This is a genomic window from Paracoccus lutimaris, from assembly GCF_003337565.1.
Taxonomy (GTDB): domain Bacteria; phylum Pseudomonadota; class Alphaproteobacteria; order Rhodobacterales; family Rhodobacteraceae; genus Paracoccus; species Paracoccus lutimaris.
Map to the genome: position 1 here is coordinate 78605 of NZ_QPJL01000009.1, position 22914 is coordinate 101518.

A 22914-nucleotide genomic window follows, 5' to 3' on the forward strand; every position below is an offset into this window, starting at 1 on the left:
GCTGGTTTTGAGGCTACTCTGCCGGGTCGCGCCGTTCACGTCCAGCCAGTTCGCGCAGCCATTTGCGATGGTGCCGCCAGGCCCAGCCGCCGGTCACCGTGCCCCGGGTCATGGCGCTGATCGTGCCTCGGGTCCAGATCGCCGCGTAGACATGCAGGATAAAGACCAGGATGATCGCCACCGCCGCCAGCGAATGCGCCAGCACCGCCCAGCGTCGAGCCGGGATCGAGACCAGATCCGGGAAATACTGCTGCCAGATCATCACGCCGGAAACGACCAGCGCCACGATCAGCCCCGACATCGCCCAAAAGACGAATTTCTGCCCGGCATTGTATTTGCCAAGTTCGGGCAGCTTTTCCTCATCCCCCTTGACCACGTCGCCGATCTTTTCGACCCAGGTCACATCCTCGGGCTTGGGCAGGTTCAGCCGCCAAAGCTGCAAGAACAGCACCAGGAAGCTGAAGAACAGCAACACCCCCAGGAAGGGATGCAGCCAGCGCGTCGTCTGGCCGCCCCCGAAAAGCCCGGTCAGGAAATAGAGATAGGGCGAAAACAGCGCCATCCCCGACAGCAGCAGCGCAATCAGGCTGAAAGCGGTCAGCCAGTGATTGGCCCGGGTAAAGCCGCGATAGCGGCTGACGACAACCGGATTGAACTCCTTGATCCGGTCGCCCGGTTGCGAATAGTAGCGCTTGCTCATCACGCCTCCTTGTCTTGCGCGGGCAGGCTGGGCTCGACCAGTTCCTTGGCCTCGCGGTCATCCTCGGCGGTGACCCTGTTGCCGCGCGACAAAAGCCCGTGCAGGACCGAACCGACCGCGGCCAGACCGATGGCGGCAAGGCCGACGGTCTTGGTCACGCCCTTCCAGCTTTCCACCACGCCCGAGATCTTGGGATCGGCGGGAAGGTTGGAATAAAGCTGCGGCTTGTCGGCATGTTGCAGCACATAGAAGACATGCGTGCCGCCGACGCCCTGCGGATCATAGATGCCGGCTTTGTCATAGCCGCGCGATTTCAGATCCTCGACCCGGGCATTGGCATGGGTGACCATGTCCTCCTTGGTGCCAAAGACGATGGCTTGGGTCGGGCAGGCCTTGGCGCAGGCCGGGCCCTGTCCCACCGCCACGCGGTCCGAACACAGCGTGCATTTCTTGCTGACATGCTGGGTCGGACTGATGCGCGGGATGTCGAAGGGACAGCCGGTGACGCAATAGCCGCAGCCGATGCAATTGTCGGAAATGAAATCCACGATGCCGTTGGAATACTGCACGATGGCGCCGGGTGCCGGGCAGGCCTTGAGGCAGCCCGGATCCTCGCAATGCATGCAGCCATCCTTGCGGATCAGCCATTCGAAATCCCCGGTCTCGGGGTTTTCGTATTCGTTGAACCGCATCAGCGTGAACATCTGGTCCGACAGGTCGGCCGGGTTCTGATACGAGCCGGTGTTGAAGCCGATCTCGGGATGGGTGTCGTTCCATTCGGCGCAGGCCGACTGGCAGGCCTTGCAGCCGATGCATTTGCTGACATCGATCAGTTTGGCCACCGGCGTCAGCTCGCGCGTGGGCGCCGGCAAGTCGGGCATGGCCGATGCGCGGACGACATCGCCCGGCCCCAGATTGACCGGCATCGGCTGGATCGGCGGGTTGGAAACCGCCGTGCGCGGGCTGTCCAGATTGGGATCCGTGGTCACGATACCGCCTCCCCCTTGATGGGTTCGATATTGACGAGGAACGCCTTGAATTCCGGCGTTTCCACGTTCGCGTCACCGACAAAGGGCGTCAGGCTGTTCGGCCCCCAGCCCTTGCGGGCCGCGCCCATGAAGCCCCAATGCAGCGGGATGCCGATGCAATGGACGGTCTTGTCGCCGCATTGCATGGGCTTGATCCGCCCGGTGACCAGCGCCTTGGCCTTGACCGATCCGCGCTTGGACCAGACCCGCACCCAGCCACCCTTTTCGATGCCCTTTTCCGCCGCCAGCTCGGCACTGAGTTCGACGAAGAATTCGGGCTGCAAGGCCGAGTTGATGCGGTTGTGCTTGGTCCAATAGTGGAAATGCTCGGTCAGGCGATACGAGGTCGCGACGAACGGGAATTCGTCGCTGGTCGCGAATTGCGCCAGATCGTCGGCAAAGACCCGCGCCACCGGGTTGCCGCGCAGTTCCGGGTTGAAGACGTTCGCGATCGGGGATTCGAACGGCTCCATATGCGTCGGGAACGGCCCGTCGCGCATCATGCCCCGCGTGAACAGCCGCGAGGTGCCCTCGGGGTTCATGATGAAGGGGCCGACTTCTTCGGGTTTCGCGGTGGGCGAAATGTCGGGGACGTCATAGCCCGTCCATTTCTCGCCGTTCCACTCGATCAGCTTGCGGGTCGGATCCCAGGGCTTGCCCTGCATGTCGGCCGAGGCGCGGTTATACAGGATCCGCCGGTTCATCGGCCAGGCATAGGTCCAGCCCAGATAGGCGCCGGTCTCGTCCGGGTCGGCATTGTCCCGGCGCGCCATCATGTTGCCATCCTCGTTCCACGACCCCGAGAAGATCCAGCACCCGGCCATGGTCGAGCCATCGTCGCGCAGCTGGCTGAAATTCGCCACCTGCTTGCCCTTGGCCGCCAGAAGCTTGGTCGGATCCTTGAGGTCATAGACATCTTCCAGCGCCCGGCCGTTGAGTTCCTTGGCCAGCTCCTCGGCCGAGGGCTCATGCGGGTCGGCATAGTTCCAGGTCAGGTTCAGGATCGCGTCGGGGAAGGGCCCGCCCTCGTCCTGATAAAGCTTCTTCACGCGGTTGAAGATGCCCGACATGATCCAGGTGTCGCGCTGCGCCTGACCGGGAGGGGTCCCGGCGGCCCAGTGCCACTGCATCCAGCGGCCCGAATTCACCAGCGAGCCGTCATCCTCGGCAAAGCTGGTGGTGGGCAGCTCGATCACCTCGGTCTGGATCGAGGCCGTGTCCACGTCGTTATGTTCGCCGTGGTTTTCCCAGAAATGCGCCGTCTCGGTCTCAAGCGGGTCCATGACGACCAGCAGTTTCAGCTTGCTGAGCGCCGAGGTCAGCTTGCCCCGGTTGGGGAAGGACAGAAGCGGGTTGAAGCCCTGGCAGAAATACAGGTTCACCTGCCCCTTATCCATCATCTCGAACATGCGCAGGATGTCGTAATTGGCCACGTCGAGCTTGGGCAGATAGTCGAAGGCCCAGTCATTCCCGGCCGTGGCGGCATCGCCCCACATCGCTTTCAGGAAGCTGACCATGAACTTCTGGTAGTTCTGCCAATAGCTGGTCTGGCCGGGCCGCAATGGCTTGAAGCCCTTCTTGCTCATATAGGTGGCCCAGTCGGAATCCTTTTCCGTCGGCATGTTCAGATAGCCGGGGATCAGGTTCGACATCAGCCCGACATCGGTCAGGCCCTGGATGTTGGAATGCCCGCGCAGCGCGTTCATGCCGCCGCCCCGCACCCCGATATTGCCCAGGATCAGCTGCAGCATCGCCATGCCGCGGATGTTCTGCGAGCCCTTGGAATGCTGGGTCCAGCCAAGCGCATACATCGAGGTCATGGTCTTGTCGGGGGCCGAGCATTCGCCGATCATTCCGGCGATATGCAGGAACCTGTCCCTGGGCGTGCCGCAGACCTGTTCCACCAGTTCCGGCGTATAGCGCGAGACATGCTCTTTCAGCAGGTTCCAGACGCAGCGGGGATGGCTCAGCGTCATGTCAACCTGGGCAAAGCCGTCCTCGCCCACGACATATTCCCAGCTCGACTTGTCATAGTCGCGCTTTTCGGCGTCATAGCCCGAGAACAGCCCCTCGCTCCAACCGAATTCGTCCTTCACAATGAAGGCGGCATTGGTGAAGTTCTTGACGTATTCCCACTGCACCTTGTCGTTCTGGATCATCCAGTTGATCGTCGCCATCAGGAAGACGATGTCCGAGCCGGGCCGGATATGCGCATAGTAATCCGAAACGGCGGCGGTCCGCGTGAAGCGGGGATCCACCACGATCAGCTTGGCGCCACGATGCGCCTTGGCCTCGGTCACCCATTTGAAGCCGCAGGGATGTGCCTCGGCCGCATTGCCACCCATGACGATGACAAGGTCAGTATTCCGGATGTCGGTCCAGGAGTTGGTCATCGCGCCGCGACCGAACGTTGGGGCCAGACTGGCCACCGTGGGTCCGTGTCAAACGCGTGCCTGGTTGTCGAAGCCGACGATCCCCATGGAGCGGACCACCTTGTAGGTCAGCCATGCGGTTTCGTTTGTCGTGGCCGAGGCCGCCAGAAAGCCGGTGCTGGTCCAGCGGTTGACGGTGACGCCCGCCTCGTTCTTCTGGATCAGGTTGGCGTCGCGGTCATCCTTGAGGGCGCGGGCAATCTTGTCCAGCGCCTCCTCCCAGGTGATTTCCTCGAACTTGTCCGAGCCGGGACGGCGGATGCGCGGCTGGGTCAGCCGGGTCTGCGAATGCACCGTATCTTTCAGCGCCGCGCCCTTGGGGCACAGCGAGCCGCGGTTGGTCGGATGGTCCGCGTCGCCCTCGATATGAACGATCTCGGCGGTCTCGCCGGCAGCAAGATCGCCCTTGGAATAGATCAGGATGCCGCAAGCGACCGAACAATAGGTACAAGTGTTGCGCGTCTCGGTCGTCGAGGCCAGCTTGAAGGCGCGCACATGCGCCTGCTCCGCCGCCTCGGCCCCGCCGAAGCCCATGGCCCCCAGCGATGTTGCCGCAACACCCGCGCCGGCCAGCCTTAGAAAGCCCCGACGCGAGAGGTCGATATTCATGATCCCCTCCTGCTGCCTGTCGAATAGATAGGTGACGAAAGAATGCGCTTGGCAGCGCCATCCTGTCAAGCTGGCAGGTCGGGGTTGTAACTACTTGGTAGCGCCACAACCCCCGGAATTGTTTTCGTTTTTACCGGATTTCGCCCTTGGCGGGGGAATGCCGGTCAGACCTCGACCGAAACCGCCCCGATCGGATGCGAGCAGCAGGCAAGGATATAGCCCTCTTCGATGTCATCGTCCGAGATGCCGCCGTTATGGACCATATGCACCTCGCCCTTGGTCTTGCGGATCTTGCAGGTGCCGCACAATCCAAAGGTGCAGCCCGAGGGAATGTTCAACCCATTGGCCTTGGCCACCGCCAGCACGGTGTCGGTTTCGTGGCATTTCGCCGTCACGCCCGAGCTTTCAAAGGTGATCTCGGCGCCCGTCGCCTCGTCGGGGATGACGTCGTCGATCACCGGGGCGTCGGCCTCGTTGCGGACCGGGGCGCCAAAGCTCTCCTGATGATAGCGCTCCATGTCGTAGCCCAGCGCCACCAGCATGTCGCGCACGGCCTGCATGAAGGGCTCGGGTCCGCAGCAGAACACCTCGCGGTCCAGGTAGTCGGGCGCCATCAGGCCCAGCATGATCTGGTTCAGCCGGCCGCGATAGCCGTGCCAGGTGCGGAACGGGTCGGATTCCTCGACCGAAAAGCGCAATTGCAGGCCCGGCACGCGATCGGCCATGCCCTCAAGCCGCTGGCGAAAGATGATGTCGCTGGGGCTGCGCGCGGCATGGACAAAGACGATGTCCGGCATTTCGCCCGAATCCCAGGCCCATGTGGTCATGGACATCAGGGGCGTGACCCCCGACCCGGCCGAGATGAACAGGTATTTCGGCGCCTCGTGCCGCAGGAAGCTGAAGATCCCGGCGGGGCCGTAAGCTTTCAGCCGCATGCCGGGGCGCAGATGGTCGATCATCCAGCGCCCGCCGGTGCTGCCCGGCTGGGCCTTGACCGTGACCGAGATCGACAGCGGCCGCGAGGGGCTGGAGCTGATCGTATAGGTGCGCTGGACGTTGCCGCCCGGCACCGGCAGGTCCAGCGTGACGAACTGGCCGGGCTGATAGTCGAACCACGCCCCCGAAGGCGCGCGAAAGGTGAATGTGGCGGTGTCCGAGGTTTCGGGCACCACCATCGCGCATTCCAGCGGCTCGTCATCCTTCCACGGCGTGTCGCCGAATGCCTTGATCAGCGTCGCCATTATTCCGCCGCCATGGCCGGACGCGGGGACAGCCGGTCGCGCATGGTGCGGACATACCAGTCGACGAAATGGATCACGCCCTCTTCCTGATTGGGGGAATAGGGGCCGGGCTCATAGGCGGGGGACAGGATGCCTTTCTGGTTTTCCTCGACCACGCGGCGGTCTTCGTCATTGGTGTTCAGCCAGACCTCGGTCAGGGCCTTCAGGTCGTAATCCTTGCCCTCGACCGCGTCCTTGTGGACCAGCCATTTGCTGGTGACCTCGGTTTCGGTCGGGCTGATCGGCAGCAGGCGGAAAACGATGGCATGGTCGGGCAGGAAGTGGTTCCAGCTCGACGGGAAGTGATAGAACATCAGGCTGCCGGCGTCGTTCCACGGGATCGTGCCCATGCGCCGGTTCACCGCCGCCTTGGTTGACATGGTGAAGCTTTCGGCATTGTTCAAAAGCGGCACGCGGGCGAACCGCCACTGCATCCCCGGATCGTTGACGAAACGCGCCGGCAGGCCCGCCTTGTCGCAGCGGTCCCAATGGGCAAGGATCTCGGGCGAGGCGGCATTCGGCCCCTCCATCACCGTCATCAGCGGATTGTCGGAATAGGTCCGGCAAAGCGAGGGGTGGCTGCCGCCGCAATGATAGCATTCGCGGTTGTTCTCGATCACCAGCTTCCAGTTGCCGTTCTCGACGATGGTCGAGGTAAAGGCGACCTTGGCATTGCTGACCAGATCCGAGGCACCGACATAGTCGTTCATGAAGCCGCCCAGACGGCTGAACTCCGGCGGCGTGTCGGCCAGGCAGATATAGACCAGCCCGCCATCGCTGCGGCAATGCACCGGCTTGAGGCTGAATTTCGAGGCGTCGAAATCCGCCCCCATGTCGCGCGCGAACAACAGCCGGCCGTCAAGGTCATAGGTCCATTGGTGATAGGGGCAGACCAGTTTCGGCGACGAGCCGTTTTCCTTGGGGCAGAGTTTCTGGCCGCGATGGCGGCAGACATTGTGGAATGCCCGGATCTGGCCATCGGCGCCGCGCACCACGAGGATCGGATATTCGCCGATCTGCAGGGTGGCGTGGTTGCCGGTCTTGGGGATGTCGCAGGCCGGGATCGCAAAGACCCATTCACGATACCACAGGTTTTCCAGATCGGCCCGATAGACGCCTTCGTCGCAGTAAAGGTCGTGGCTGAGCGAATAATCTTTCCGCCTTTGGTCAAGCTCGTTCAGGATTTCGGCTGTGTTCAGCATGGCTGGGATTCCGGTGGCTGGCATGATGGCTGTCCGGGCCAGAATTGCACGGGTTTCGCGAAAAGCAATTCATCAAATGCGACCACCCGATGACGGAATCTGACGCCGGCGCTTCACGCCGATGCGAGCGGGCAGCGCCGGGATACGTGGAATTGCCTAGACATAGAACGGTTGTCTAACCGGCTTTGCTGCGTCTAACCTCGACCAAGAACAACCATATCTAGGGGAGTATCCATGTTCACCAAACGCATTCTGGGTCTTGCGACCGCAATTGCGGTGACCGTCGGCGGCTTTGCCGGCGCGCAGGAGATGAGCTTTTTCCGTATCGGCACCGGCGGCACGGCAGGCACATATTACCCGATCGGCGGGTTGCTCGCGAACGCGATCTCGGCCCCGCCCGGATCGCGCGCCTGCGAGGATGGCGGCGCCTGCGGGGTGCCGGGGCTGGTCGCCTCGGCCCTGGCCTCGAACGGATCGGTCGCCAACGTGAACGCCATCGAGGGCGGCACGCTGGAATCCGGCTTTGTCCAGGGCGACGTGGCCGCCTGGGCGCAGACCGGCACCGGCATCTGGGACGGCAAGCCCGCCGCCGCCAAGCTGCGCGCCATCGCCAACCTCTATCCTGAATCGATCCACCTGATCGCCAGCAAGGATTCCGGCATTGCCTCGGTCGCGGATCTCAAGGGCAAGCGCGTCTCGCTGGACGAGCCGGGTTCGGGCACGCTGGTCGATGCGCAGATCATTCTGGACGGCGCCGGTCTGGGCGAGGCCGACATCACCCCCGAATATCTGAAACCCGATCAGGCCGCCGACCGCATGAAGGACGGCGCCATGGACGCCTTCTTCTTTGTCGGCGGCTATCCGGCCGGCGCCATCGCCGAGCTGGCCAGCCAGCACGAGGTGGTGATCGTCCCGATCGACGGCGAACTGGCCGACAAGATCACCGCGGACTACAAGTTCTTTGCCAAGGACGTGGTCCCGGCCGGCACCTATGAAGGTCAGGCGGCCGATGTCGCCACCATCTCGGTCGGCGCGCAGTGGATCACCTCGGCCGACCAGCCCGAAGAGCTGATCTATGGCATCACCAAGGCGCTGTGGAACGACAATACCCGCAAGCAGCTTGATGCCGGCCATGCCAAGGGCAAGGCCATCGTCAAGGAAAACGCCCTGAACGGACTGGGCCTGCCCCTGCATCCGGGGGCCGAGCGCTTCTACAAGGAAGCCGGGCTTCTGAAATAAGACCAAACGGGGCGCGGAGATGATCCGCGCCCTTTGCTTCAGCAGGGACGAAAAAGAATGACCGACAACAAGCGACCCGAACATTATGACGAGCCGGACCTGCTGACCGCCGATCAGCTGCAGGAAATCGAGGAGAAATTTGACCCCGAACTGCGGTTCAGGGATCTGTTGCGCCCGGTGGCCATTCTGGCCGGTATCCTGCTGTTTCTTCTGTCCTGTTATCACTATTACACCGCCGGTTTCGGGATTCCGCAGGCCGTCGTCCATCGCGGGCTGCATATGGCAGTGACGCTGTTCGTGGTCTTTCTGGCCTTTGCCGCCTGGGGCAAGGGCGAGGTCGCGCGCGGCCCGCTGGCCTTTCTGGGCCTGCCTTTGGTCGATTGGGTACTGGCCTTTGCCGGGGCGATCACGGCGCTTTATGTGCCCTGGATCTATGACGAACTGGCCTTTCGCGTCGGCAATCCGCTGACCATCGACGTGGTCATGGGCACGATCCTGATCGTGGTCCTGCTTGAGGCGGTGCGCCGTTCCATGGGCTGGCCGCTGCCGGTCATTGCCATCCTGTTCATGGCCTATGCCTATTTCGGGCAGTACATGCCCAGCATCTTCGTCCATCCGGGCGCCAGCTGGACCAATATCGTCAACCACCTGTATCTGACCAGCCAGGGCATCTATGGCACCGCGCTGGGGGTGATCGCGACCTATGTGTTCCATTTCGTGCTGTTCGGCGTCATGGCGACGCGGATCGGTCTGGGGCAGCTGTTCATCGACGTGGCCAGCGCCGCTGCCGGGCGCTATGCGGGGGGGCCGGCCAAGGTCTCGGTCCTGTCCTCGGCGCTTCTGGGGTCGATCTCGGGGTCCTCGATCGCCAATACGGTCACGACCGGCGCGCTGACCATCCCGGCGATGATCCGCGTCGGTTACCCGCGCCATTTCGCCGCCGCGGTCGAGGCCGCCTCGTCCACCGGGGGACAGATCACCCCGCCGGTCATGGGCGCCGTGGCTTTCCTGATGATCGAATATCTGGGCGTGCCACTGACCACGATCCTGACCGCCGCGCTGGTCCCGGCCTTCATGCATTTCTTTGGCGTGCTGGTTCAGGTCCATCTTGAGGCCAAGCGCCTTGGCCTGCGCGGGCTGCACCCCAGCGAGCTGCCCAATGCCTGGAAGGTGTTCAAGGCCGGCTGGCTGTCGGTCCTGCCGCTGATCATCTTGATCGGGGTGCTGGTCTCGGGGCGCACACCCTTTGCCGCCGCGTTCTGGTCGATCACCGCCTGTACCGCCGTCCTGATCATCCAGGAGGTCCGCGCCCGCGGCATCCCCGAGGGGCTGAAGGCCACCGCCCATGGCGTCTATGAGGGCTTTGTGCTGGGTGCCAAGCAATCGCTGTCGGTGACCGCCGCCGCCGCGCTGGTCGGCGTGGTGATCGGCGTGGTGACGCTGACCGGCGTCGGCTTCAAGATCGCCTATATGGTGACAGGTCTGGCCGCCGGCTGGGCGGAATCGGTCCATGCCGCGCTGGCTTTCCTGCCCTTTGAGGTGATGACGGTGCCCAGCTGGACGCTGCTGTTCACCCTGCTGCTGACGGCGGTGGTCTGCGTGCTGATGGGCTGCGGCATTCCGACGACCGCGAACTATATCATCATGGTCGCGGTGGCGGCGCCGATCCTTGGCCTGCTGGGCGTGCAGGACATCGTCGCGCATTTCTTCGTCTTTTATTACGGCGTGCTGGCGGATGTGACCCCGCCCGTGGCGCTGGCGGCCTATGCCGCGGCGGGGATCGCGAATGCCAATGCCTTCAACGCCGGCAATACCGCCTTCCGGCTGTCCATGGGCAAGGCGCTGGTGCCCTTTGTCTTTGCCTTCCAGCCGGCGCTGCTGCTGGTGACGGACGGCTTTACCTGGCCCGCCTTTTTCCTGGCGGCAGGGGGCGCGATGCTGGGTATCTGGGCGCTGTCCTCGGCCATCACCGGCTGGCTTTTCGGCCCGCTCTGGCGGATCGAGCGCGCGCTTCTGGTCATTGCCGCCATCCTGCTGGTGGCGCCGCATCTGATCGCGACGCTAATCGGCATCGCCATCATGGCGCCCATCGCGGCGCGCCAGCTGATCGCAAGGGGCAGCGCCACGGCATAACTCTGTGGATAAGACCGGGCGACTCAGGGGGCGGGATCTGTGGGGATCCCGCCCCCTTTTTCATGCCTGTGGATCAGACCCGTGAACAGGTCAGGAACGCTGACAATTTCTCCACATGTCGACAAGCCGAGCGATCTTGCCCACAGCCTGTGAGCGAATCCGCTTTCCACAAATTCATCCACAGGGATCATTCGTGCAAACATCTACAAAAAAACGAAAAATCGAGATTCTGGATTATTTCGGAAATTTATGCACAGCAGGGCCGGCTTGGGGATTTTTGCCGTGAAACACGGTTTTCCCGTCATCCACAGGCCCTACCACAACATCATCCTTCTTTATCTTCATCTTATTTTAAGAGAAGTACGGCACAGAGGTGCCCGATGACTGACTTTCTGAGCCTTGCTTACCCTTGGGTGAAATCCTTGCATGTGATGGCGGTGATTTCCTGGATGGCAGGGCTGTTCTATCTGCCCAGATTGTTCGTCTATCACGCCGAACGCGGCCAGAATGGCGGCGAGCCGGCGCAATCCTTCCAGATCATGGAAGAAAAGCTGCTGCGCATGATCATGAACCCGGCCATGGTCGTGACATGGCTTGCGGGTCTGGCATTGGTCCTGACGCCCGGAGTCGTGGTCTGGAGCGATCTCTGGCCCTGGAGCAAGGCAGCGGGCGTGCTGGGCATGACCTGGTTTCACATGTGGCTGGCCGGGCAGCGCAAGGCCTTGGCGCGCGGGCAGGGGCTGACGGGGCGGCGCTATCGGATGATGAACGAATTGCCGACGCTGCTTATGGTCGTGATCGTGGTTTCGGTGATCCTGCGGTTCTGAAAACCGGGCGGGAATTGACTCGCAGGGGAAAACTGCCTATGTCAGCCGCACCCGCCGTCCGGCGGGAATTTTCCTGATACAGTTTCCCCACGCGCCCCGACCCTGTCGGCGTGCCGCGTCCATAGGGCCAAGTATGACCGAAGAACGCCTTAACCTGTCCGATCTGAAAGCCAAAAGCCCGGCCGACCTGCTCTCCATGGCCGAGGAATGGGAAATCGAGAACGCCTCGACCATGCGCAAGGGCGAGATGATGTTCTCGCTCTTGAAAGAACACGCCGAGGACGGCTGGGATATCGGCGGCGATGGCGTGCTTGAGGTGGTTCAGGACGGTTTCGGCTTTCTCCGCTCGCCCGAGGCGAACTATCTGCCCGGTCCCGACGACATCTATGTCAGCCCCGACATGATCCGCCAGCACAGCCTGCGCACCGGCGACACGGTCGAGGGCGTGATCCGCGCACCCGGCGAAAATGAGCGCTATTTCGCCTTGACCAAGGTCGAAAAGATCAATTTCGAGGACCCGGACAAGGCCCGTCATAAGGTCGCCTTTGACAACCTGACGCCGCTTTACCCCAATGAGCGGCTGAAAATGGAAATCGAGGATCCGACGATCAAGGACCGCTCGGCCCGGATCATCGATCTGGTCGCGCCGATCGGCAAAGGCCAGCGTTCGCTGATCGTGGCGCCGCCGCGCACCGGCAAGACGGTGCTTTTGCAAAACATCGCGCATTCGATCGAAAAGAACCATCCCGAATGCTATCTGATCGTTCTGCTGATTGACGAACGCCCGGAAGAGGTCACCGACATGCAGCGCTCGGTCAAGGGTGAGGTGATTTCCTCGACCTTTGACGAACCGGCGAGCCGCCACGTCGCCGTGTCGGAAATGGTAATCGAAAAGGCCAAGCGTCTGGTCGAGCACAAACGAGATGTTGTGATCCTTCTTGATTCGATCACAAGACTTGGTAGGGCCTTCAACACTGTGGTGCCCAGCTCGGGTAAGGTGCTGACGGGTGGTGTCGATGCCAATGCCTTGCAGCGTCCGAAGCGCTTCTTTGGTGCCGCGCGGAATATCGAAGAGGGTGGTTCGCTGACCATCATCGCTACGGCGCTGATCGATACCGGTTCGCGCATGGACGAGGTGATCTTTGAAGAATTCAAGGGCACCGGCAACAGCGAGATCGTGCTGGACCGCAAGGTCGCTGACAAGCGTGTCTTCCCGGCTATGGATATCCTGAAATCCGGCACCCGCAAGGAAGAGCTGCTGGTCGATGCCAAGGATCTGCAAAAGACCTATCTGCTGCGCCGCATCCTGAACCCGATGGGCACGACCGATGCGATCGAGTTCCTGATCTCGAAGCTGAAGCAGACCAAGACCAATTCCGAGTTCTTCGATTCGATGAACGCCTGACGGCGCGGGGGATGCGGTGGACACGATCTTTGCCGAGGCTACGCCCCCCGGCCGCGGGGGTGTTTCCGTCATTCGCCTGAGCGGATCCAGGGCGCGCAGCGCCCTGGAATCCCTAGCTGGTGTGATTTCTGAACCGCGCAAGGCCTATTTGCGTGCCTTGCGGGACGGCGATGACCTGATCGACCGTGCCTTGGTGATCTGGTTCCCGGAAGGGGGCAGCTATACCGGGGAAGAGGTGGCTGAGCTGCATCTGCATGGTGCTCCGGTCATTGCTAATCGTCTGACAGAAGCCTTGTTGGCACGCGGTTTGCGCCGTGCTGAAGCTGGGGAATTCACCCGCCGGGCTTTTTTGAACGGGCGCATGGATCTGGCTGAGGCCGAGGGTCTGGCCGATCTGCTTTCTGCCGAGACCGAGGCGCAGCGCAAGCTGGCAATGCGCGCGACAGAGGGGGAATTGGGTCGTAAATCTGACGCATTGCGGGCAAAGCTTGTCCGGGCCGGAGCCCTGGTTGAGGCCAGCATCGATTTCGCCGACGAAGAAGTTCCTGAAGACGTTCCCGACGAGGTCTTCGCACTGATTGAAGAGGTTCGTAGCGAAATTCTAGGTATGCTGGCCAGCTATCCGGCAACGGAGCGGCTGCGGCACGGCTATGAGGTCGCGATCATCGGCCCCCCAAATGCCGGAAAGTCCAGCCTTCTCAATCGGATCGGTCAGCGAGAGATCGCGCTGGTGACTAACATCGCCGGCACGACACGCGATGTTCTTGAACTGCGGACTGACCTGCGCGGCCTTCCCGTGACATTCCTTGACACGGCCGGATTGCGCGATAGTGACGATCCCGTGGAATCCATGGGCATCCAACGCGCGCGGGAACGTGCGGAATCCGCCGATTTACGCATACATCTGGCTGAAAACGGCATGAGCGCCGAGCCGGTCAGGGATGGTGATATCCTTGTCCGTTCCAAGGCGGATCTGATTTCCGGGTCGGGGATTTCCGTTTCGGCACGGACTGGGGAAGGGGTCGCCGAGCTTCTGGATATGGTCTATGATCGCCTTCGTGTCCGGGCTGCCGATTCTGGTCTTGTCGGGCACAAAAGGCAGGCTGAGGCTTTGGTGCGGGCCGCGGCAGCGCTACAGGTGGATCGTCAGCTGCCACCGGAATTTCTTGCTGAATCCTTGCGTCAGGCGGCGCAATCTTTGGCGGTGATGGTGGGGCGGATTGGCGCCGAGGATTATCTGGACGAGATCTTTGCCTCGTTCTGTATCGGGAAATAGGGTTTCACGTGAAACATTACGACGTAATCGTGATTGGCGGAGGCCATGCTGGGCTTGAGGCCGCGATGGCTTCGGCCCGCATGGGCGCGGAAACTGCGTTGATCACGCTGAATGCAGCTGATCTGGGCACGATGTCGTGCAATCCGGCTATTGGCGGGTTGGGCAAGGGTCATCTGGTGCGCGAAATCGATGCACTGGATGGCGTCATGGGGCGCCTTGCCGATAGCGCCGGCATTCAGTTTCGCCTGCTGAACCGGCGCAAAGGCCCTGCAGTACAGGGTCCGCGCGCACAAGCTGACCGCAACCTCTATCGCGCCGCTGCCCAAAGGGCAATGGCGGCGCAGCCGGGCATCACTCTGATTATCGGCGAAGCTGCAGAACTCCTGCAAGACCAGGGCCAGATCACAGGTTTGATCCTTGCGGACGGCGCGGAAATTGCGTCGCGCCAGATCATCCTGACAACTGGGACCTTTCTGAACGGGCTGATCCATATCGGAGAGGTCACGCGGCGGGCAGGGCGTTGGGGAAATGATGCCTCAGTCCGGCTGGCAGAGTCGTTGCGACCGCTAAACCTGCCGCTTGGACGTCTGAAAACTGGCACGCCGCCGCGCATCTTGCGAGCAAGCATCGACTGGGACGGCCTTGAGCAGCAGCCCGGTGATGAACAGCCCGCGATGTTCTCATACCTGAATACAGGGCCCGAAGCCGCGCAGGTCAGCTGTGCGATCACCTATACGAACGCGGAAACCCACCGCATTATTCGCGATAATCTGGGTCGTTCGGCAATGTATGGCGGCCGGATCGACGGCATCGGCCCGCGCTATTGTCCCTCGATCGAGGATAAGATTGTACGTTTTGCCGATAAGGAATCGCACCAGATTTTCCTTGAACCTGAAGGGCTTGACAGCGATCTGGTCTATCCGAATGGCATTTCGACGTCGCTTCCGGAAGACGTGCAACTGGATTATGTGCGCTCCATCAGGGGCCTGGAGGAGGCGCAGATCATTCAACCTGGCTACGCGGTGGAATATGACTATGTCGATCCACGCGCGCTGACACCTGCGCTGGAGGTCAAGACATTGTCTGGGCTTTTCCTTGCCGGGCAGATCAATGGCACGACAGGATATGAAGAGGCAGCTGCGCAGGGGCTTGTCGCTGGTCTGAACGCCGCATTGCGTGCGCAGGGTAGGGCGGCGGTCCATTTCAGCCGCTCGCAAAGCTATATCGGTGTGATGATCGACGATCTGATTACGCGCGGGGTAAGCGAGCCTTATCGGATGTTTACCTCGCGCGCCGAGTTCCGGCTGTCGTTGCGCGCTGACAATGCAGATCAACGCCTGACTCCCTTTGGTATTGAATTGGGATGCATTGGGACACAGCGAGTTGAAGCCTTTGCAGACAAGATGCGAAAGTATCACGCCGCCCGAGATCGGGCCGAGACAACGAGCTTCACTCCGCGTGAACTTGAGCGTGTCGGCATTGACGTTCGGCAGGACGGAACCCGCCGCAGTCTGTTCGCGCTTTTGGCACAGCAGGATATTTCCCGCGAAACAGTGCTGTCCTTGGATGAGGTTCTGGCCGGGTTTGATGCAGAAACCATCAATCAGTTGTCTATCGATGCGCTCTATCATCAATATACAGATCGCCAGTCGAAGGATGCCGAGTTGCTGCGCAAGGAAGAGGCCGTCGCGATCCCAGCGGATTTCGATTATGGCGCGCTGTCCGGACTGTCTAACGAGCTGAAATCCAAGCTTAACCAGCATCGTCCGGCGACCATAGCGGCGGCCTCGGTTATCGAAGGCATGACTCCGGCGGCGCTGACACTGCTTCTTGCGATGATCCGCGCCGGAAAGCGCCGCTCAGCATGAGCGATGTTTCACGTGAAACAGAGGCGCTAGCCGGCTATGCCGCGCTGTTGCGCAAATGGAACCCGGCCATAAACTTGGTCTCGCCCACCACGCTGGACGAAATCGAATCGCGCCATATCGCCGACAGTCGGGCGCTGGTTGATCTTGCCGCCGATGCAACCGGCAGCTGGGTTGATTTGGGTAGCGGAGGGGGGTTTCCGGGTCTTGTCGTGGCGATCTGCCGTCCCGATCTGAGTGTTTCGTTGATCGAAAGCGACCAGCGCAAGGCAAGCTTCCTGCGTTCAGTGATTCGAGAGATGTCGCTGAAGAATGCCACGGTGATCGCGAAGCGGATCGAGGCTGTGGATCGGCTGGATGCCGCAAATGTCAGCGCCCGCGCGCTTGCCTCGCTTCCGCAGCTCATGGCATATGTTGAACGACATCTTAATGCGGCTGGAAGGGCGTGGCTGATGAAAGGCCGGAACTGGCAGAATGAAGTTGCCGAGGCCCGTCGCGATTGGTCCTTCGACCTCAAAGCGCATCCCAGCAACACTGATTCCGACGCGGCTGTTCTGGAAATTACGGGGATTACTCATGTCTGAGACAAGGATCATTGCCGTCGCCAACCAGAAAGGCGGGGTCGGAAAGACCACGACAGCCATCAATCTGGGTGCGGCGCTTGCCGAGGAGGGACATAAGGTTGTTGTCATCGACTTGGATCCGCAGGGAAATGCCTCGACCGGCCTAGGTGTGCCGCCCGAAGCGCGCAAGCTGACGTCGTATGACCTTCTTGCCGGCGATCAAGGGTTGATGGAATCTCTGCAAGACACGGCAATTGCCAATCTGCGCATCGTGCCGTCGAACAGTGATCTGTCCTCGGCCGATTTTCAATTGGCCAATCGGCCTGGCCGAACCCAGCTTTTGCGCCGCAAGCTCGCCGATCAGACGGCCATCGATTATATCCTGATCGACTGCCCGCCGGCGCTTGGTCTGCTGACGCTGAATGCGATGGTGGCGGCAGATAGCGTGTTGGTGCCCTTGCAAGCTGAATTCTATGCCCTTGAGGGACTTTCACAGCTTTTGATGACCGTGCGGGAAGTGCGGCAAAGCGCAAACCCGGATCTGCGTATCGAGGGTGTGCTGCTGACCATGGCTGACAATCGCAATAATCTGTCGCAGCAGGTCGAGGCAGACGCCCGCAACACCTTGTCCGGATTGGTTTATCGCACCGTCATTCCGCGAAATGTCCGCCTGTCCGAGGCGCCGTCGCATGCCATGCCGGTGCTGCAATACGATTCGAATTCCAAGGGCAGCGCCGCATATCGCGAACTGGCGAAAGAGTTCCTTTCGCGTCAATCCGTGGCCGCGTAGGGGGGAAACATGTCTGACAATAAACTGGAAAAACGCGGTCTGGGTCGTGGCCTTTCGGCGCTTATGGCGGATGTGGATCTGATCCCCTCGGAACGCCCCGCGCCGCGCCAGATCCTGCCGGTCGAGCAGTTGACCCCGAATCCCGATCAGCCGCGCCGGCATTTCGCCCCCGAGGCGTTGCAAGAGCTGGCCGATTCGCTCAAGGGTCGGGGCATGCTGCAGCCGCTGATCGTGCGCCCGCACCCCAGCGATCGCGGCCTTTACCAGATCGTCGCCGGCGAACGCCGCTGGCGCGCGGCACAGATCGCGCAGTTGCACGAAGTTCCGGTCATCGTTCGCGAGCTCAGCGACACCGAGGTGCTGGAAGTTGCGATTGTTGAAAACATCCAGCGCGCCGACCTGAATGCGATCGAGGAGGCCGCCTCATATCGTCAGCTGATGGACCGTTTCGGCCATACGCAGGAAAGGCTTGCCGATGCGCTGAACAAAAGCCGCAGCCATATTGCCAACCTTCTGCGGCTTCTGAACCTGCCCGAACAGGTTCAGGCCTGGTTGAAAGAGGGCAAGCTGACCGCTGGCCATGCACGGGCACTGATCACCGTCCCGAATGCTGTCGAACTGGCGCGCAAAGTCATCGAAAAGAACCTGTCGGTGCGCGAGACCGAGGAACTGGTGCGCCGTCTGGCCGAGCCCAAGACCGCGAAACCGGCAAAGCCGCGCACCGAAAAGGATGCCGATACCCGCGCGCTCGAGGGAGATCTGACTGCCCATCTCAAGATGAAAGTGGCGATCAATCATGCCGGGCAGGATGGCGGACAGCTGGTCGTGACCTATCGCGATCTGGATCAGCTTGATCGGTTGTGCAGCATTCTTGCCGGGAATTGATCGCAATATCTGGTGGAAGCAGATCTACAGACCACCATAATTAGTAGAATGCCCATCCATCAGCCAAAGAAAAACCCCGGAGAATTTCCGGGGTTTCTTCATATCCAGACCAGTTCTTGCTGGTCAGCTTGCCGGCATCGAGCTGACACCGACTTTGGCCGGGCGCAGCAGCCGGTCATGCAGCATGAACCCATTGTCCATCACCTGAATGATGCTGCCGGCGACGGTGCCGGGGACGGGGGCCTCGAACATCGCCTCATGGCGCTGGGGGTCGAATTTCTCGCCCAGTTCGGGGGTGATGACGGTGATGCCGTGCTTGGTAAAGACGTTCTTCAGCTCGCGCAGGGTCAGCTCGACCCCCTCGATCAGGGCTGCGGCGGCGGCGCGCTGGTCGTCGCCGGCACTGTCCAGCGCCCGGCTCAGCGCGTCATAGACCGGCAGCAGATCGCGGGCCAGGCGCGAGCCGCCATATTGCTCGGCGTCGCGGCGGTCCTTGTCGGCACGCTTGCGGGCGTTCTCGGCATCGGCCAGCGCGCGCATGAAGCGGTCGCGATACTCGTCCCGCTCGGCGATGATGGCTTCGATCTCGGGCGAGGCGGCGTCATCCGCCAGCGGATCAATGAATTCCTCGTCGTCCAGCGGGCTGCCGCTCGGGTTATTCCTGGTCATGTCCTCATCCTTTCCGGCCGGAGATCATCCGGCCGACCAGCTGCGCGGTGTAATCGACAATCGGCACGATGCGCCCGTAATTGAGCCGCGTCGGACCAATGACGCCAACCGCGCCTACAATCTTTCGGTCGGCATTCATATAGGGTGAAACCACCAGAGAGGAACCCGAAAGTGAAAAAAGCTTATTCTCGGACCCGATGAAAATCCGTACGCCTTCGCCTTGCTCGGTCAGTTCCAGAAACTCCGCGATATCGCGCTTGCGCTCAAGATCGTCAAACAGCGTGCGGATACGGTCCAGATCGGCCAGCTCATCCGCCAGCAGATTGGCGCGGCCGCGAACGATCAGCCGGTCGTTCGATTCGCCATCCCACATTGCCAGACCCGAGGCGATCAGCGCTGCCGCCACATCATCCAGCTGACGGCGCGCGGCGCGGACCTCATGGCTGATGCGCCCCCGCAGATCGGCCAGGGTGCGCCCCTCGGCCATGGCGTTCAGGAAATTCGCCGCCTCGCGCATGGAGCTGGCGGTATGGCCGGGGGGCGGGGTAAAGACCCGGTTCTCAACCCGGCCATCGGCAAAGACCAGCACCACCAGCGCGCGGTCGGGGGCAAGGCCGACGAATTCGATATGGCGCAGCGGCGCCTCTTGCTTGGGCATCAATACCAGCGAGGCGCCATGCGTCAGCGCCGACAGCGCCGTGCTGACCCGGTCCATCATTGCGCCGGTATCGCCGCTGTCCCGGCCCAGCGTCTCGTCGATCATCTCGCGGTCAGTGGCGGAAACCGGCCCGGCCTCCATTAGCCCGTCCACGAACAGCCGCAGTCCCAGCTGCGTCGGCATCCGCCCGGCCGAGACATGCGGGTGATCCAGCAGGCCCAGATGTTCAAGATCCTGCATGACGTTGCGGATGGTGGCGGCGCTGACCTTTTCGGTCATGTCACGGGTCAGGGTGCGCGAGCCGACCGGCTCACCCGTGGACAGATAGGCCTCGACCACGCGGCGAAACACCTCGCGTGAGCGGTCGTTCAGATCGGAAAGCTGGGCGTTCTCGGACATCGGCGCTCGTGCGGGCACTCTCGGGTTGCGAAAAGGGGTCTTGCACCTGTATCTGGACGGCAAAACCCCGGAAAGGAATGAATGATGCGCCCCTCTGGCCGGAATTTAAGTGATATGCGCCCGATTTCAATCGAAACGGGCGTGATGCGCCATGCCGAGGGCTCTTGCCTGATCGTTTGTGGCGATACCCGCGTGCTGTGCTCGGCCACCATCGAGGACAAGGCGCCGCCCTTTCTGAAAGGCTCGGGGCAGGGCTGGGTGACGGCGGAATACGGCATGCTGCCCCGCGCCACCAACACCCGCAACCGGCGCGAGGCTGCGGCGGGCAAGCAATCGGGCCGCACGCAGGAAATCCAGCGCCTGATCGGCCGTGCGCTGCGCGCCGGCGTCGATCGCCGCGCTCTGGGCGAACGTCAGATCGTCGTCGATTGCGACGTGATCCAGGCCGATGGCGGCACCCGCTGCGCCTCGATCACCGGCGGCTGGGTCGCGCTGCGCCTGGCGGTGAACAAGCTCTTGAAGGCCGGGATCATCAGCACCGACCCGATCATGGACCATGTCGCTGCGGTCTCCTGCGGCATCTATGCCGGCCAGCCGGTGCTGGATCTGGACTATGCCGAGGATAGCGAGGCCGGCACCGACGGCAATTTCATCATGACCGGTGCGGGCCGCCTGATTGAGGTGCAGATGTCGGCCGAAGGTGCGACCTTCTCGCGCGCCGAGATGAACCAGCTTCTGGATCTGGCCGAGGGCGGGATCGCCGAGCTGGTCCGCGCCCAGAAAGCCGCCACCACATGAGGAAGTTCACCGAAAGGCGGCTGCTGGTTGCCACGCATAACGCCGGCAAACTTGATGAGATTCGCGCGATGCTGGCGCCCCATGGCATCGAGGTCACTTCGGCTGGCGAAATGGGCCTGCCCGAGCCGGTCGAGACCGAAGACAGCTTTATCGGCAATGCCCGCATCAAGGCCCGCGCCGCCATGCTGGCGACCGGGCTGCCGGTGCTGGCCGATGATAGCGGCATTACCGTGGACGGGCTGGACGGCGCGCCCGGCGTCTATACCGCCGACTGGGCGGAAACGCCGAATGGCCGCGATTTCATGCAGGCCATGACCCGCACCTGGTCCGAACTGGAGGCGCGCAATGCGCCCGAGCCCCGCACCGCCCAGTTCCGCGCCACGCTGATCCTGATGTGGCCCGACGGGCATGAGGAAATCTTCGAAGGGGTCGCGCCGGGCCATCTGGTCTGGCCGCCGCGCGGGGCGCTGGGTCACGGCTATGACCCGATCTTTGTTCCCGAAGGCCATGACGTGACCTATGCCCAGATGCAGCCTTCGCAAAAGAATGCGATCAGCCATCGCGCCCGCGCCTTTCAAAAGCTTGAGGCCGCCTTTGCGTAGAATCTCGACCGGATCTCCCTTTGAAACTGCGCTGAGTTACAGCCGGGCCGTGGTCAAGGGTCCGTGGTGCTTTGTCTCGGGCACCACGGGTTATGATTATGCGGCGATGACCATGCCCGACAGCGCCGCTGATCAGGCCCGGAACGCATTCTCCACCATCTTCGCCACGCTGGCTGATGCTGGCTTTGCGCCCGGGGATATCGTCCGGGTGCAGTACACCATCACCGACCCGGCGCTGCTGGATGAGATCACGCCGGTTCTGGGTGACGCGATGAAAGATGCGTTACCAGCAGCCACGATGGTTGTCGCGGGCCTGATCCGACCCGAAATGAAGGTCGAGATCGAAGTCACCGCATTCAGGGAATAGATGCCCAACCAGCCCAGCCCCACCGCCGCCCTGACCGATGACTGGCGGGCAGGGGGATTCGCGCTTTACGTCCACTGGCCGTTCTGCGCCGCGAAATGCCCCTATTGCGACTTCAACAGCCATGTCGCGGCGAATATCGACCAGCCGCGCTGGCTGGCCGCCTATCGCGCCGAGATTGCCCGGCTAGGGGCGGAATTGCCGGGCCGGGTGCTAAACAGCATCTTTTTTGGCGGCGGTACGCCCAGCCTGATGGCACCCGAAACCGTCGCCGCCGTGATCGAGGCGGCGCGGGCGCAATGGCCCTTTGCCAATGACATCGAAATCACGCTTGAGGCCAATCCGACCAGCATCGAAACCGGCCGCTTTCGCGCCTATGCCGATGGCGGCGTCAACCGTGTCTCGATGGGGATGCAGGCGCTGAACGACGACGATCTGCGCCGGCTGGGCCGCATGCACAGCGTGGCCGAGGGGCGCGCCGCATTCGACATCGCGCGGGATTGTTTCACACGGGTCAGCTTTGACCTGATCTATGCCCGCCAGGATCAGGATCGCGTTCATTGGCGGCGCGAGTTGACCGAGGCGCTGGCCATGGCTGTCGATCACCTTTCGGCCTATCAACTGACCATCGAGCCGGGCACCGCCTTTGGCGCCCGCCACGAGAAAGGCGGTCTCAAAGGTCTGCCCGATGACGATATCTCGGCCGACATGTATCTGGACACGCAAGAGATCTGCGCAGCGGCCGGCATGCCCACCTATGAGATCTCGAACCACGCCCGGCCCGGTGCCGAAAGCCGCCACAATCTGGTCTATTGGCGGCAGGGCGACTGGGCCGCCGTGGGGCCGGGCGCCCATGGCCGGCTAAGCCTGCCGAATGGCCGCTGGGCGACCGAGGCGCATCGCGCCCCCGGCGAATGGCTGGCGGCGGTCGAGGCGCGCGGCAATGGCGACAGCCTGCGCGAGGTGCTGACGCTTTCGGACCGGGCGATGGAATATCTGCTGATGTCCATGCGCCTGACCGAGGGGATGGAGGTCGCGCGCTATCTTGCCCATGGCCCGGAATTGCCGCAGGGTCGCGTGACGGATCTGATCGGGCTGGGGCTGGTCACGCAGGCGGGGGGGCGGCTGGCTGCGACCGCGACGGGACGCCCGGTGCTGAATGCGATCCTGCGGGATCTGGTGGATTAGTA

General features: G+C 62.2%; 20 protein-coding genes. 13 read left to right on the forward strand and 7 right to left on the reverse strand.

Annotation, left to right across the window (positions count from 1 at the left end; translation table 11 throughout):
- Positions 1-13: 13 nt before the first annotated feature.
- From DFP89_RS10050 to DFP89_RS10070, 5 genes are all read right to left on the reverse strand, one after another.
- Positions 14-700, reverse strand: coding sequence for a formate dehydrogenase subunit gamma (locus tag DFP89_RS10050; protein ID WP_114349252.1), 687 nt, complete (start codon positions 698-700; stop codon positions 14-16).
- Entirely contained in the window at positions 700-1689 is a 990-nt protein-coding gene (gene fdxH / locus DFP89_RS10055) for a formate dehydrogenase subunit beta (RefSeq protein ID WP_114349253.1), read from the reverse strand. Before fdxH ends, DFP89_RS10050 begins: the two co-directional genes overlap by 1 nt.
- A complete protein-coding gene (gene fdnG / locus DFP89_RS10060; RefSeq protein WP_114349254.1) occupies positions 1686-4769 on the reverse strand; it encodes a formate dehydrogenase-N subunit alpha in 3084 nt (1027 codons plus the stop codon). Before fdnG ends, fdxH begins: the two co-directional genes overlap by 4 nt.
- Before the next feature lie 164 nt (positions 4770-4933).
- Positions 4934-6010: an FAD-binding oxidoreductase gene (locus DFP89_RS10065; protein ID WP_114349255.1), complete on the reverse strand. Its 1077-nt coding sequence runs from the start codon at positions 6008-6010 to the stop codon at positions 4934-4936.
- Positions 6010-7251: an aromatic ring-hydroxylating oxygenase subunit alpha gene (locus tag DFP89_RS10070; RefSeq protein WP_114349256.1), complete on the reverse strand. Its 1242-nt coding sequence runs from the start codon at positions 7249-7251 to the stop codon at positions 6010-6012. Before DFP89_RS10070 ends, DFP89_RS10065 begins: the two co-directional genes overlap by 1 nt.
- Before the next feature lie 234 nt (positions 7252-7485).
- On the opposite strand from DFP89_RS10070, the gene DFP89_RS10075 reads away from it, so the two are divergent.
- The 9 genes from DFP89_RS10075 (at position 7486) to DFP89_RS10115 (ending at position 18234) form a co-directional block, all read left to right on the forward strand.
- Positions 7486-8490, forward strand: a complete 1005-nt coding sequence (locus DFP89_RS10075) for a TAXI family TRAP transporter solute-binding subunit (RefSeq protein WP_114349257.1) — start codon at positions 7486-7488, stop codon at positions 8488-8490.
- Between the two features lie 57 nt (positions 8491-8547).
- Positions 8548-10623 carry a TRAP transporter permease gene (locus tag DFP89_RS10080; protein WP_114349258.1) on the forward strand — a complete coding sequence of 692 codons (2076 nt, stop codon included), beginning with the start codon at positions 8548-8550 and terminating at the stop codon, positions 10621-10623.
- 380 nt (positions 10624-11003) lie between these two features.
- Positions 11004-11450, forward strand: coding sequence for a protoporphyrinogen oxidase HemJ (gene hemJ, locus DFP89_RS10085; RefSeq protein ID WP_114349259.1), 447 nt, complete (start codon positions 11004-11006; stop codon positions 11448-11450).
- A gap of 133 nt (positions 11451-11583) precedes the next feature.
- On the forward strand, positions 11584-12855 hold the full coding sequence (gene rho, locus DFP89_RS10090) for a transcription termination factor Rho (protein ID WP_114349260.1): 1272 nt from the start codon (positions 11584-11586) through the stop codon (positions 12853-12855).
- Between the two features lie 16 nt (positions 12856-12871).
- Positions 12872-14131: a tRNA uridine-5-carboxymethylaminomethyl(34) synthesis GTPase MnmE gene (gene mnmE / locus DFP89_RS10095; RefSeq protein WP_114349261.1), complete on the forward strand. Its 1260-nt coding sequence runs from the start codon at positions 12872-12874 to the stop codon at positions 14129-14131.
- An 8-nt stretch (positions 14132-14139) separates the two neighbouring features.
- Positions 14140-15999, forward strand: coding sequence for a tRNA uridine-5-carboxymethylaminomethyl(34) synthesis enzyme MnmG (mnmG, locus tag DFP89_RS10100; RefSeq protein ID WP_114349262.1), 1860 nt, complete (start codon positions 14140-14142; stop codon positions 15997-15999).
- Positions 15996-16580 (forward strand): 16S rRNA (guanine(527)-N(7))-methyltransferase RsmG, encoded by a 585-nt coding sequence (gene rsmG, locus DFP89_RS10105; protein ID WP_114349263.1) that lies wholly within the window; start codon positions 15996-15998, stop codon positions 16578-16580. Before mnmG ends, rsmG begins: the two co-directional genes overlap by 4 nt.
- A complete protein-coding gene (locus DFP89_RS10110; protein WP_114349264.1) occupies positions 16573-17349 on the forward strand; it encodes a ParA family protein in 777 nt (258 codons plus the stop codon). The genes rsmG and DFP89_RS10110 overlap by 8 nt, the downstream gene beginning before the upstream one ends.
- A gap of 9 nt (positions 17350-17358) precedes the next feature.
- Positions 17359-18234: a ParB/RepB/Spo0J family partition protein gene (locus DFP89_RS10115; protein ID WP_114349265.1), complete on the forward strand. Its 876-nt coding sequence runs from the start codon at positions 17359-17361 to the stop codon at positions 18232-18234.
- Positions 18235-18357: 123 nt separating this feature from the next.
- Here the strand turns inward: DFP89_RS10115 and DFP89_RS10120 are convergent, their stop codons facing one another.
- Positions 18358-18903 carry a nucleotide exchange factor GrpE gene (locus DFP89_RS10120; RefSeq protein WP_114349266.1) on the reverse strand — a complete coding sequence of 182 codons (546 nt, stop codon included), beginning with the start codon at positions 18901-18903 and terminating at the stop codon, positions 18358-18360.
- Positions 18904-18907: 4 nt separating this feature from the next.
- Positions 18908-19960, reverse strand: coding sequence for a heat-inducible transcriptional repressor HrcA (gene hrcA / locus DFP89_RS10125; protein WP_114349267.1), 1053 nt, complete (start codon positions 19958-19960; stop codon positions 18908-18910).
- Positions 19961-20044: 84 nt separating this feature from the next.
- Between hrcA and rph the strand changes: the two genes are divergently transcribed.
- The 4 genes from rph to hemW are packed head-to-tail and all read left to right on the forward strand — an operon-like array spanning position 20045 to position 22912.
- Positions 20045-20758, forward strand: a complete 714-nt coding sequence (gene rph / locus DFP89_RS10130; RefSeq protein WP_114349268.1) for a ribonuclease PH — start codon at positions 20045-20047, stop codon at positions 20756-20758.
- Positions 20755-21360: an RdgB/HAM1 family non-canonical purine NTP pyrophosphatase gene (gene rdgB / locus DFP89_RS10135; RefSeq protein ID WP_114349269.1), complete on the forward strand. Its 606-nt coding sequence runs from the start codon at positions 20755-20757 to the stop codon at positions 21358-21360. The genes rph and rdgB overlap by 4 nt, the downstream gene beginning before the upstream one ends.
- Positions 21353-21727, forward strand: a complete 375-nt coding sequence (locus tag DFP89_RS10140) for a RidA family protein (protein ID WP_114349270.1) — start codon at positions 21353-21355, stop codon at positions 21725-21727. Before rdgB ends, DFP89_RS10140 begins: the two co-directional genes overlap by 8 nt.
- Positions 21728-22912 carry a radical SAM family heme chaperone HemW gene (hemW, locus tag DFP89_RS10145; protein ID WP_114349271.1) on the forward strand — a complete coding sequence of 395 codons (1185 nt, stop codon included), beginning with the start codon at positions 21728-21730 and terminating at the stop codon, positions 22910-22912.
- Positions 22913-22914: the final 2 nt, after the last annotated feature.